Annotated in this window: 10 protein-coding genes; 6 read left to right on the forward strand and 4 right to left on the reverse strand. The window is 69.5% G+C overall.

The genetic code is table 11. The annotated features are described in order from the left end of the window. On the reverse strand, nt 1–1,728 hold the full coding sequence (locus ACLBYD_RS06960; protein WP_447815880.1) for a DEAD/DEAH box helicase: 1,728 nt from the start codon (nt 1,726–1,728) through the stop codon (nt 1–3). A gap of 211 nt (nt 1,729–1,939) precedes the next feature. On the opposite strand from ACLBYD_RS06960, the gene ACLBYD_RS06965 reads away from it, so the two are divergent. After that, a complete protein-coding gene (locus ACLBYD_RS06965; RefSeq protein WP_447815881.1) occupies nt 1,940–3,277 on the forward strand; it encodes a YihY/virulence factor BrkB family protein in 1,338 nt (445 codons plus the stop codon). On the opposite strand, the gene ACLBYD_RS06970 is transcribed toward ACLBYD_RS06965, so the two are convergent. Beyond that, on the reverse strand, nt 3,250–3,486 hold the full coding sequence (locus ACLBYD_RS06970) for a DUF3039 domain-containing protein (RefSeq protein ID WP_006551335.1): 237 nt from the start codon (nt 3,484–3,486) through the stop codon (nt 3,250–3,252). The genes ACLBYD_RS06965 and ACLBYD_RS06970 overlap by 28 nt on opposite strands. Nucleotides 3,487–3,559: 73 nt before the next feature. Between ACLBYD_RS06970 and ACLBYD_RS06975 the strand changes: the two genes are divergently transcribed. From ACLBYD_RS06975 to ACLBYD_RS06985, 3 genes are all read left to right on the forward strand, one after another. Beyond that, nucleotides 3,560–3,919 carry a DUF3099 domain-containing protein gene (locus tag ACLBYD_RS06975; RefSeq protein WP_006551334.1) on the forward strand — a complete coding sequence of 120 codons (360 nt, stop codon included), beginning with the start codon at nt 3,560–3,562 and terminating at the stop codon, nt 3,917–3,919. Nucleotides 3,920–3,956: 37 nt separating this feature from the next. Continuing rightward, a complete protein-coding gene (locus ACLBYD_RS06980; RefSeq protein ID WP_447815882.1) occupies nt 3,957–5,435 on the forward strand; it encodes a DUF7782 domain-containing protein in 1,479 nt (492 codons plus the stop codon). A gap of 168 nt (nt 5,436–5,603) precedes the next feature. Continuing rightward, the gene (locus ACLBYD_RS06985) at nt 5,604–6,566 is read left to right on the forward strand and encodes a sigma-70 family RNA polymerase sigma factor (RefSeq protein ID WP_016692730.1); all 963 of its coding nucleotides are present in this window, start codon (nt 5,604–5,606) and stop codon (nt 6,564–6,566) included. 105 nt (nt 6,567–6,671) lie between these two features. Here ACLBYD_RS06985 and ACLBYD_RS06990 read toward each other — a convergent pair whose 3' ends face one another. Both ACLBYD_RS06990 and ACLBYD_RS06995 read right to left on the reverse strand, forming a co-directional pair. Then, complete coding sequence (locus tag ACLBYD_RS06990; protein WP_447815883.1) at nt 6,672–9,440, reverse strand: bifunctional acetate--CoA ligase family protein/GNAT family N-acetyltransferase; 2,769 nt, start codon at nt 9,438–9,440, stop codon at nt 6,672–6,674. Then, nucleotides 9,433–10,704, reverse strand: a complete 1,272-nt coding sequence (locus ACLBYD_RS06995) for an acetoin utilization protein AcuC (RefSeq protein ID WP_447815884.1) — start codon at nt 10,702–10,704, stop codon at nt 9,433–9,435. The genes ACLBYD_RS06990 and ACLBYD_RS06995 overlap by 8 nt, the downstream gene beginning before the upstream one ends. Before the next feature lie 104 nt (nt 10,705–10,808). On the opposite strand from ACLBYD_RS06995, the gene ACLBYD_RS07000 reads away from it, so the two are divergent. Both ACLBYD_RS07000 and galE read left to right on the forward strand, forming a co-directional pair. Beyond that, on the forward strand, nt 10,809–11,495 hold the full coding sequence (locus tag ACLBYD_RS07000; protein ID WP_016692727.1) for a metal-dependent transcriptional regulator: 687 nt from the start codon (nt 10,809–10,811) through the stop codon (nt 11,493–11,495). 45 nt (nt 11,496–11,540) lie between these two features. Beyond that, nucleotides 11,541–12,533: a UDP-glucose 4-epimerase GalE gene (gene galE / locus ACLBYD_RS07005; protein ID WP_447815885.1), complete on the forward strand. Its 993-nt coding sequence runs from the start codon at nt 11,541–11,543 to the stop codon at nt 12,531–12,533. The last annotated feature ends 9 nt before the right edge of the window (nt 12,534–12,542 follow it).

Here is a 12,542-nt window from a genome sequence, read left to right on the forward strand (position 1 = left end):
TCACCAGCTGCGCAGGATCGCGATCCGGTCGCGCAGTTGCTCGGCGGTCGCCATCGCCGTCGGCGGACCCCCGCACTGGCGACGCAGTTCGCCGTGGATCACCCCGTGCGGCTTCCTGGTCCGGTGGTGCACGACCGCGACGAGCGAGTTGAGTTCGCGGCGGAGCTGGGCGAGGGTGTCGGCGGTCTCGACACGCTCGGTCACCTGGGGCGGCGGCGTGGGTGCCGGTTCGGACTTCGGCTTGTTCAGCTGCTGTTCCTGACGCTGCCGCAGCAGCGCCCGCATCTGTTCCGCGTCGAGCAGACCCGGGAGCCCCAGATAATCGGCCTCCTCGTCGGAACCCGCGAATGTCGCGGTGCCGAACGAGGATCCGTCGTAGATGACCTGATCGAGTTCGGCGTCCGCCCCGAGCGAATGGTAGGCCTTCTCGTCCTCGCCGGGCTCGTCCTTGCGCCGGTTCGCGTCGGCGAGCAGCTCGTCGTCGAAGCCCTCCTTGACCCGGTGCGGCTTGCCGAGGACGTGGTCGCGCTGGGCCTCGAGCTGGCTGGCGAGCTCGAGCAGCACCGGCACTGACGGCAGGAAGACGCTGGCCGTCTCCCCCTTACGCCGCGACCGCACGAAGCGGCCGATCGCCTGCGCGAAGAACAACGGGGTCGAGGCGCTGGTCGCGTACACACCCACCGCCAGTCGCGGGACGTCGACGCCCTCGGACACCATGCGCACGGCGACCATCCACCTCTGGTTGCCCTCGCTGAACTGCGAGATGCGGTCGGAGGCGGTGGGATCGTCCGAGAGCACGACGGTCGGCATCTCGCCGGTGATCGTCTCGAGGATCTTCGCGTACGCACGCGCGGTGGTCTGGTCGGTGGCGATGACGAGCCCACCGGCGTCCGGCATGCCGCCGGCACGCAGCTGCTGCAGACGGGTGTTCGCCGCCCCCAGCACGGCAGGAATCCAGTCGCCCTGGGGGTCGAGGGCCGTCCGCCACGCCCGGGCGGTCTGCTCGGCGCTGAGGGGCTCTCCCAGTCGCGCGGTGAACTCCTCCCCCGCACTCGTGCGCCAGCGCGCCTCGCCCGAGTACGCGAGGAACACGACGGGGCGCACGACGCCGTCGGCGAGTGCGTCGGCGTAGCCGTAGGCGTGGTCGGCCTTGGACTGCAGCAGACCGTCCTCGTTCGGCTCGTAGCTCACGAACGGGATCGCACTGTCGTCGCTGCGGAAGGGCGTACCGGTCAGCGCCAGACGGCGGGTCGCGTCCCCGAACGCCTCGAGAATGCCCTCACCCCAGCTCTTCGCGTCGCCACCGTGGTGGATCTCGTCGAGGATCACCAGGGTGCGACGCGCCTCCGTGCGCACACGGTGCTTGAACGGGTGCGAGGCGACCTGCGCGTAGGTGACCACGACGCCCTGGTAGTCGCTCGACGTCTGCCCGGTGGAGTTCGTGAAGTTCGAGTCGAGCGCGATGCCGATGCGGGCCGCGGCACCCGCCCACTGGTGCTTGAGGTGCTCGGTGGGGGCGACCACCGTGATCTGGTCGACAGTCCGGTCGCGCAGCAATTCCGACGCCACCCGGAGGGCGAAGGTCGTCTTACCGGCACCGGGGGTCGCGACGGCGAGGAAGTCGCGCGGCTTCGTCGCGAGGTACTTGGTGAGGGCGCGGCGCTGCCAGGCACGCAGCTGGGCCACAGGGGCGGAGGTCGTAGCTTGTCCGACGGTTTCGGTGCTCACCGGTTTCTCGTGCTCCTTGTCCGCTTCGCTCGGGTCGGTGCCACCGCACTCGTCCGGGCGCCGACCGTCATGCAGCCTATCGTCTCGGAGCCCGCGAACCCGCCGAAGCCGCGGCGTCGGCGGGTTCTCCGAGGACTGCGTGGCAGAATTCGAGACGCCCTCACCTGCCTGTGCGCGCACGCGAGCGTGTCTTCAGGAATTCTGGAAGTAGATGAACGACACACCACGATCCCCCGCACAGGCAACCTCCGGCCGCGTTCGCCGCGCGGTCGGAAAGGGCTGGGAGGTCGTGACGCACACCCTGTCGTCGGCCTGGGACCACTCGATCTTCAGCAAGGCGGCGACCGCGGCCTTCTGGCAGACCCTCTCGCTGCCGCCCCTGGTGCTCGGTCTGCTCGGCAGTCTCGGTTACGTCGGTGGCTGGTTCGGTCCCGACACGGTGGAGATCATCACGTCGAAGACCGTCACCTTCCTCCGCTCGGTCTTCAGCGACAGCGTGGTCGACCAGATCATCGAACCCACCGTCGAGGACGTCCTCCGTCGGGGTCGCGCCGACGTGATGTCGTTGGGCTTCGTGTTGTCGCTGTGGGCAGGATCGTCGGCGATCTCGACGTTCGTGGATTCGATCGTCGAAGCGCACCACCAGCAGGACCATCGCCACCCGGTGTGGCAGCGGATCTTCGGTCTGCTCCTCTACGTGGTCTTCCTGATCCTGGCGGTGTTCACGATGCCGCTCGTCGCGCTCGGACCCACCCTGATCGGCCGGTTGCTGCCCGACGCCTGGTTCGATGTCGGCTCACGGATCATCGACACCTTCTACTTCCCCGCGGTGGGCCTGCTCCTGCTGATCGGTCTGACGACCCTGTACAAGGTGGCGCTGCCGAAGTCACTGCCGTGGCACCGACTGCTCGGTGGCGCGGTGCTGGCCGGGGTGTTCTTCCTCGCGTCGAGCGTGATCCTGCGGTGGTACCTGACGTGGGTCGCGGCCACGGGCTACACCTACGGCGCGCTCGCCGCCCCGATCGCGTTCCTGCTGTTCACGTTCTTCCTGGGTTTCGCCGTGGTCCTCGGAGCGGAGTTCAACGCCACGGTGCAACAGTTCTGGCCGGCGCGCGCCACGCGTCTGGAGCAGTGGCGGATCTGGCTCGCGGAGCAGTCGGCCCGTGATCCGTCGCCCGACAGCGGGCCGGTGACGAACCTCACCCGCCGGTTGACGAGCTCCACGACCATCCGGCTGTCGGACCTGATCCGGCCCGGGGATCGCCAACCCGAGTCGTGGCCGATCGACGGGAAACCCGCCGAGTCGGATGCGGCGCCGGACGACCGGCCTGCCCCCCACGACGACACTGCCTCGCACGACAACGCTGCCTCGCACGACGACAAGGCCGGGGGATCCGAAGTTCCCCCGGCCCAGACCGAACTTCCGCCGGTGGAGGCAGTATCACCGTCTTCGCCGGCAGCAAGACCGTCGCCGGAATCACCCGACGCCGCGGCGGACGACGAGGTGTTCCACCAGGTGTCTCAGTCGCCCTTGCGCAAACCGTCGTAGACTTTCTTGCATTCGGGGCACACCGGCGAGCCGGGCTTCGGCGACCGGGTCACCGGAAAGACCTCACCGCACAGCGCGACCACATGGGTACCCATGACCGCACTCTCGGCGATCTTGTTCTTCTTCACGTAGTGGAAGAACTTCGGGGTGTCGTCGTCGGTCGTTTCGTCGGTGGTGGTATCCGGCCGTTCCTTGATATCCGTGCTCACGTGTCCATGATGCCGCACGGAAGGGCCGGATGTGTATGTGCGTGCGAGGGCCCGGCGTGGGAAGGTGGAAGACATGGCGAGAACTCACGGTTTCGGCGGATCCCCCGAGAACGGATCGCCCGACAACCCGGTTCTGATCACCGCGGCGGAGGCGTCGCTCGAGGATCAGCACCGAGCACGGGTTCGCAAGTACCTCACCATCATGTCGGTCCGCATCCCCGCCCTGTTGCTGGCGGCGATCGCGTACGGCGTATGGGCCAATCCCTGGATCTCGATGGCGATCATCGGGGTGTCGATCCCGCTGCCGTGGATCGCCGTCCTCATCGCCAACGACCGGCCGCCGCGTCGCAAGGACGAACCGAGCCGCTGGGACGGCCGCTTCGACGACGCCCCGGCGATCGAGTCGTCCCGACACCATGTGATCGACGGCTGAGAGGGACCCCCGACGGGGCGCTTGCGAGAATGTCGTGGTGGACCGCGACCTTCTCCTGTCTCTCTGCCCGGCTCTGCGCACCGCACTGATCCGGTGCCGCTACGACCTCGACACCGTGCGGGAACTGCTCGGACCCGAGGCGCACGCCGCCCTCGGACGCAGTGAACCCGTCCCCGCCCGGCGCATCGCGCGTGGTGCGGGCGATCTCGGCGTGCTCGTGCGACTGTTCCTCCTCCAGGACACCTGCCCCGAGGACGAGGTCGCGCAGGCTCTCGCTCCGGTGACGACGGAACAGGCCGTGCAGGCGGGGCTCGTCGAACGCGACGGCGACGGTGTGCGGGCCGCGCTCGACCTGCGACCGCTCGACGCCGGGACCGGTAGCCGCTGGGTGCTGTCCGATCTCGACGGCTCGATCCGGCCCGTCCCGACCCGCCCCGATCACGTCCTCGGCGTCGGTCAGGCCTCCCTGTCGCTGCTGCAGGCCACCCCGACCGATCGGGTCGGTTCGGTGCTCGACCTCGGCACCGGTTGCGGGGTGCAGGCCATCCGCGCCGCGGACCACGCGGACGAGGTCACCGCCACCGACATCAATCCCCGTTGCCTGACCCTGGCCGCCGCGAGCGCCGCGCTGAACGAGATCGACATCGATCTTCTCGAAGGGTCGTGGTTCGAGCCGGTCGCCGACCGGACCTTCGACCGCATCGTCGCGAACCCGCCGTTCGTGGTGAGCGCGGGACGCGTCGAGCACAGCTACCGCGACTCCGGTCTCGACCTCGACGGCGCCAGCCGGCTCATGATCTCGCAGGCCGCCGAGCACCTGAATCCCGGCGGCACCGCCGCGATGCTCGCGTCCTGGGTGCACGTCGAGGGTGAGGACTGGCGGGCGCGGGTCGCATCGTGGTTGCCGTCACACGGCGTCGATGCCTGGGTCGTGCAACGTGATGTCGCCGACCCTGCCCTGTACGTCGGGACGTGGCTGCGCGACGGCGACGCCGATCAGCGCGAGCCGGAGGTCGCGGTGCGCGCCGAGCAGTGGCTCGACCACTTCGAGGAGCACGGCGTCGAGGGCGTCGGGTTCGGGTTCGTCTACCTGCGCCGCACCGACCTGCCGTCCGACGTGATGGCCGAGGATCTGCGGCACGCGTTCACCGATGCGCTGGGTGACGAGGCGGTCGACTACTTCCGTCGCCTCGACTGGCTGCGTACGCACGAGGTGCTCGACGCCCGTTTCGCGGTGCGGCCCGACACGGCCCTCGAGCGGGTGCACCTGCCCGGCGAGGACGGGTGGGACCAGGTGGTCGTGCGGGTGCACCGCAGTGGCGGTCCGGCCTGGCAGCACGAGGTGGACGATCTCGCGGCCGCCCTGCTCGGCGGCATGCGCGCCGACGGTCTTCCGCTCGGGGATCTCGTTTCGCTGCTCGCGGCCGCGCACGACGAGGACGAGGACGACCTCCTCACGCAATCGGTGGGCCTCGTGCACGGCTTGGTGCGGCACGGGTTGATCGAGCCCGTCTGACCCCCTTCGGGGCGTTCCTGAGGTTCCACGATTCGGTTCTCTCAGCAACTTCTCAGGAGCTCATCGGGTTGGTGCAGGTCAGCGCGGTGGTACTCGGAGACCGACGGGAACTCCACCGCTTCGCCGGTCGTTGAACCCTGTGAGACACCACCGATGAGGAGGCACGTCATGGCACGCCCCGAAACCACCGCTCGCTTCGATTCCGACCTGGACGGTCAGAGCCCCGCAGCCGATCTCGTTCGCGTCTACCTGAACGGCATCGGACGGACTGCTCTGCTCACCGCAGCCGACGAGGTGGAATTGGCCAAGCGGATCGAGGCCGGCCTGTATGCCAAGCACCTGCTCGAGACGAAGAAGCGTCTGTCGGCGGCGAAGAAGCGCGACCTCGCGATCATCGTCCGCGAAGGACAGGCCGCTCGCAGCCACCTGCTCGAGGCGAACCTGCGCCTCGTCGTCTCGCTGGCGAAGCGTTACACCGGACGCGGTATGCCCCTGCTGGACCTCATCCAGGAGGGCAACCTCGGCCTGATCCGTGCGATGGAGAAGTTCGACTACGCGAAGGGCTTCAAGTTCTCGACCTACGCGACGTGGTGGATCCGTCAGGCCATCACCCGCGGAATGGCTGACCAGAGCCGCACGATCCGGCTCCCCGTCCACCTCGTCGAACAGGTCAACAAGCTCGCCCGCATCAAGCGTGAGCTGCACCAGCAGCTCGGCCGCGAGGCGACCGACGAGGAACTCGCCAACGAGTCGGGTATCCCCGTCGAGAAGATCGCCGACCTGCTCGACCACAGCCGCGACCCGGTGAGCCTCGACATGCCCGTCGGCAACGACGAGGAGGCCCCGCTGGGCGACTTCATCGAGGACGCCGAGGCGACGTCCGCCGAGACCGCCGTCATCGCCGGCCTCCTGCACAGCGACGTCCGCAGCGTCCTCGCGACGCTCGACGAGCGCGAACAGCAGGTCATCCGGCTGCGCTACGGCCTCGACGACGGCCAGCCCCGCACCCTCGATCAGATCGGCAAGCTCTTCGGGCTGTCCCGTGAGCGTGTCCGCCAGATCGAACGCGAAGTAATGGCCAAGCTCCGCGAAGGAGACCGCGCCGAGCGCCTTCGCGCCTACGCCAGCTGACCGGGCGCGTCAGCGGTATCCGATCCCCGAGAACCGGGCTGGGTTCTCGGGGATCGTTGCCGTTCGAGGGCCTTTTCCGGCAGGTGGTCGGCCACCGGACTGCCGTCAGCGCAGACGGCGCGGTCCGAGGTCGAGCGGGTGCGGTTCGGGCCCGATCCGCACGTGCGCGTCGGTGAGTTCGGCTCCCACCACCGAGGCCAGGACCGGTTCGCACACCAGTTCACGCACCTCGGGCAGGTCGTCGGCGAGCGCCGAGATCCGCTGGACGAAGTCGACGAGTGCCGGCTTGTTCACCGGTGCGGCATTGCGATAGCCCGAGAGCAACGGCGCCGCCTTCGGCGCGTCGATCAACTCGACCGCCTCGTCCTCCGTGAGCGGAAGAACCCGGTAGGCGCGGTCGCCGAGCAGGTCGGAGATCACACCGGCGAGACCGAACGAGATGAGCGAACCGAACGACGGGTCGTCCTGCACACGGATCGCGCAACCGATGCCCTTGTGGGCCATCCGCTGCACGTGCATCAACGGCTCCCCCGACACCGCGGCCAGGTCGCGATAGGCGATCCGTACCGAATCGGCGTCGACGAGATCGAGCCGGACCCCGCTCAGATCGGGCCGGTGCCGCCACTGCGCACCGGTGGCCTTGACCGCCACGGGGAAGCCGATCTCGTCCGCCGCCGCGACCGCCTCCTCCTCGGTGGTGACGGCGCGGAAGTCCGCGACCTCGACTCCGTAGCAGGACAGCAGCAGGGCCGCCTCGGTGTCCGACAGGTAGCGACCCTCGGGAGTCGTCTCGAGCCAGCCGTCCACGAGCGCACGGGCGCGCTCGGGATCGATGCCCGCCGGTCGCACGACCTGCGAGGGTGGACGACTGCGCCACTTCGCGTACCGCCACGCCCGCCCCAGGGCGAGCGCGGCTCGTTCCGGCCCGGGATAGGACGGCACGGATCCGCGCATCGGAGTGCCGTCCGGTCCGCGTACGGCCAGCACGTCGGGGATGCCCTCTGTCGCCAGGAAGGTGGTGACCACGGGCTTCTCCGACCCGGCGACGGCGTCGCGCAGGGCCTGGGCGTAGGGCTGGACGTCGACGGCGACCGGCGGGACGAAGACCGCGATGACCGAGTCGACGTCGGGTGAGTCGAGCGCCCGGGCGACGGCGTCGGCGAACTCCTCCGGCGACGCCTGCGCGCCGAGATCCACCGCGTCCGGTGCCTGCAGGCCCTGTCCGCGGGCGGCGTCGACGGCGAGCAGGCCCAGGGCGGTGGAGTTGCCGACCACGGCGACGCGGGGACCGGCGGGCAGCGGCTGGTAACCGAACAGCAGCGCCGAGTCGAAGAGCTGGCCGATGGACTCGACCTGGACGACGCCGGCCTGCTCGAACAGGTATCGCACGATGGTGTCGTCCATCTCCCCCGTGCGGGCGGCGAGCGCCGGGGGCACCGCGTGGCGGCCGCTCTTGACGGCGACGATCGGCTTGCTGCGCGCCACCCGCCGCGCGATGCGCGAGAACTTGCGCGGGTTGCCGAAGCTCTCCAGATACAGCAGCACCACTTCGGTGGCAGGATCGGTGTCCCAGTACTGGAGCAGGTCGTTGCCGGACAGGTCGGCACGGTTACCGGCCGAGACGAAGGACGACAGTCCGACACCCGTCTTGGCAGCCTCATCGAGGATCGCGATGCCGAGGGCGCCGGACTGGCAGAAGAAACCGACGTTGCCGGACGCCGGAAGTACCGGCGCGAGGGTCGCGTTGAGCCGGATGGCGGGATCGTTGTTGGCGACACCGAGAGCGTTCGGACCGATGAGCCGCATACCGTGCGACCGCGCGGCCAGGGTGAGCCGCCGCTCGGCGTCGCGGCCCTCCGGTCCGGTCTCGCCGAAACCGGACGAGACGACGAGCAGCGCCTTGACGCCCTTCGCGAGACAGTCGTCGAGCACCGAGTCGATCGATTCGGCGGGTACGGCGGCGACCGCGAGGTCGATCTCGTCGGGGATGTCGCGGACAGTCGGGTAGGCGCGGACACCCCGGACGGACCGGTGTTCGGCGTTGACCGGGTAGACCGGCCCGGTGAACCCGCTGCGCAGCATGTTCACCAGCACCGCGTTGCCCACCTTGCGGCTGTCGGTGGAGGCACCGATGACGGCGACACTGCCGGGACCGAGGATGTTGCGCACGCTGCGCGCCTCGGCAGCGCGTTCGCGGGCGTTGCGGACCGAGACGAGGGCCTCGGTGGGGTCGATCGCGAACTCGAGCCGGACGACTCCCCCTTCGAAGCTGCGGCTGACCTGGTAGCCGGCCTCCCGGAAGACCGTGATCATGTGCCGGTTCTCGGCGAGGACCTCGGCGACGAAGGTGTGCAGTCCGTTCTCGGCGGCCGCGCCGGCGAGATGTTCGAGCAGGATCGGACCGAGACCGCGTCCCTGGTGGGCGTCGGCGACGGTGAAGGCCACCTCGGCGGAGAGGCCGTCGCCCTCGTGCGAGAGTCCCTCGTACCGCCCGACGGCGATGATCTCGTCGCCGAGCACCGCGACGAACGCCACTCGCGACTTGTGGTCGACGACCGTGAAGTTGAACAGGTCCTTCTTCGAGATCGTCGGGTACGGACCGAAGTACCGCAGATAGCGGGTGCGTTCGGACAGCTTGCCGTGAAAGGCGACGATCCCGTCGGCGTCCTCGGGGACGATCGGCCGTAGGTGCACGACACCACCGTCCGAGGCCAGCACGTCGGCGACCCAGTGCCGCGGATAGTCGCGGGCGCGCGCCAGCGCCGCCTCGCGCGCGGGGTCGGTCTCCCCCGTCGTCCAGGCGCCCTGTGCGGGTGCGGGCCCCGCCGCAGACGCGGAGTCCGGTGCCGCCGCGGGATTCTGCCGGTCAGTCACGGGGGTCCTCCGGGTCCAGGCCGAGCAGCGGGAAGGCCGCCCGCCTCGTGGCGATGATCGCCGAATCGATGCGGGTCAGTGCACGGTCCAGGGAGGCGATTCCCGTTTCCGGGGTGCCGCCGGGACCGTCCCACGGCAGGTACGAGACGTCGGAGCCCTCCCCCATGACGGTGGGCAGTTCGACGCTCGGCGTGAGAGCGCCGACGCGCTCGCTCCAGTCCGCCGGGATCGGGGTGCTCAAATCGATCTCGCGGTCCAGCGCTGCGGCGATCAGGTGGGTCCACGCACGCGGCACCACCCGCACGAGGCCGTAACCGCCGCCGCCCACGGCGAGCCAGCGGCCCTCGCAGTAGCGATCGGCAAGATCGCGCATCGCGAGATACGACGCGCGCTGGCCGTCGACGGTCAGGGACAGGTCGGCCAGGGGGTCCTCGCGGTGGCTGTCGGCACCGCACTGACTGATGAGGATCTGGGGGCGGAACGCCGCGACCGCGCCCGGTACGACGGCGTGGAAGGCGCGCAACCACAGGGCGTCCACGGTGCCCGGCAGCACCGGCAGATTGATCGCGGTGCCCTCGGCCGGACCCGAGCCGACCTCGCTGGACCAGCCGGTGTTGGGCCACAGCGTCGCCGGATGCTGGTGCAGGGAGATGGTCAGGACGCGGGGATCGCCGAGGAAGGCGTGCTGGACGCCGTCGCCGTGGTGGGCGTCGACGTCGATGTAGGCGATGCGGTCGTAACCGTGGTCGAGCAGCCACGAAATCGCGATGGCGGCGTCGTTGTAGACGCAGAATCCCGCGGCCCAGTCGGCCATCGCGTGATGCATGCCGCCCCCGATGCTCACCGCGCGGCGGGCCCGGCCGCTCGCGATCTCGCGTGCGGCGGCGAGGGTTCCTCCGGCGAGCGTCGCGCTGGCCTCGTGCATGCGGGGGAAGATCGGGTTGTCCTCGGTGCCGAGACCGTGGGGGGCGTCGGCCGGGGGTGCCGCTCCCTCGGGGGCGGAGCCCGCGCGCTTGACCGCGTCGACGTAGGACGAGGTGTGGATGCGCAGCAGATCGGTGTCGTCCGCAGGGGACGGGCGCACCGTCTCGACGCCTTCGAGGAGACCGAGACTGCGGGACAGCGCCATCGTGAGATCGAGACGCGTGGGATTCATCGGATGTGTCGGACCCCACCGGTAATCGAGGTAGTCGGGGCTCCACACCACTATCCGATCGCCGCTCAGCTGTGTCGTACCGCCCGCCGCGGTGGAGCTCGTGGTCATGGACACAGACGCTACTGGTCCACCCACGGACATGCGAGCCTCGGAGGGCGCCCCCACCGTCCTGTTCGCACGGTTAGAATCGGCCCAGACGAAGGGGTGTGAGAGTGAAGGACCTGGTCGATACAACGGAGATGTATCTCCGGACCATCTACGACTTGGAAGAGGAAGGCGTGGTGCCGCTGCGCGCGCGTATCGCCGAGCGCCTCGAACAGAGCGGACCGACGGTCAGCCAGACCGTGGCCCGTATGGAACGCGACGGCCTGCTCCGGGTCGCCGGCGACCGCCACCTGCAGCTCACCGAGAAGGGCCGCGATCTCGCGGTCTCGGTCATGCGCAAGCACCGGCTCGCGGAACGGCTTCTCGTGGACGTGATCGGTCTCGACTGGGAGAACGTGCACGCCGAGGCGTGCCGCTGGGAACACGTGATGAGCGAGGAGGTCGAGCGCCGCCTCGTGGAGGTGCTCAACAACCCGACCACCTCCCCCTACGGCAACCCCATCCCGGGATTGGCCCAGCTCGGTCTCGACCGCACGGCGGTCCTCGACGAGAAGCTGGTGCGGCTGACGGAGATCCCGCACGGCAAGCCGACCGCGGTCGTGGTGCGCCGGCTCGCGGAGTACGTCCAGTCCGACCCCGAGGTCATCGCGCGGCTGCGTGAGGCCGGTGTGGTCCCGGACGCGCGGGTTACAGTCGAGACGCGACCGGGCTCGGTGTCCATCACCGTGGCCGGTCACGACAGCTTCGAGCTTTCCGACGAGATGGCCCACGCCGTGCAGGTGAAGCAGGTCTGACCCAGACCCCTTTTCGCATGTCCGGTACGGGCGTGCGAAAAGGGGATGTCCAGCGTGAGACTTCTGGTGACCGGCGGCGCCGGCTATGTGGGCAGCGTGTGCACGACCGTGTTGCTCGAGCAGGGCCACCACGTCGTGGTCGTCGACGACCTGTCCACCGGGAACGCCGAGGCGGTCCCCACCGGCGCCGAGTTCGTCGAGGGCGACATCGCGGCCGTCGCCGACGAACTGCTCTCCGGATCCCGTTTCGACGGTGTCCTCCACTTCGGTGCACAGTCGCTGGTCGGCGAGTCGGTGGAGTTCCCCGAGAAGTACTGGCAGGGCAACGTGGTGACCACCCTGGCCCTGCTCGAGGCCGTCCGCCGCTCGGGTACCCCACGGTTGGTGTTCTCCTCCACCGCCGCGACCTACGGCGAACCCGAGAGCGTGCCGATCACCGAGGACGCACCCACCCGGCCGACCAACCCGTACGGTGCGTCGAAGCTCGCCATCGATCACGCGATCTCGTCGTACGCGCACGCTCACGGTCTCGCGGCGACGAGTCTGCGGTACTTCAACGTCGCCGGCGCCTACGGCGGTGCCGGGGAGAACCGGGTCGTCGAGACGCATCTGATCCCACTCGTGCTGCAGGTCGCTCTCGGTGTGCGCGATCACATCTCGGTCTTCGGCACCGACTGGCCGACCAAGGACGGCACCGCGGTGCGCGACTACATCCACGTCAAGGATCTCGCCGACGCCCACGTACTGGCACTGACGAAGTCCGAACCCGGCCGCCACGGCATCTACAACCTCGGCAGCGGAGAGGGCTTCACCGTCCGCGAGGTCATCTCGGCGTGCGAGCGGGTCACGGGCCTGCCGATCGCAGCGGTCGACGCGCCGCGCCGCGCCGGTGATCCGGCCGTGCTCATCGCCTCGAGCAGCCGCGCGATCTCCGAGCTCGGGTGGAACCCCCAGCACACCGATCTCGACGAGATCGTCTCCGATGCGTGGGAGTTCACCCGGTCTCTCGGCGACCGGCTGCACGCCGCTCGACGCTGATCGAGGACA

The sequence above is a fragment of the Rhodococcus sp. C26F genome (assembly GCF_053345925.1).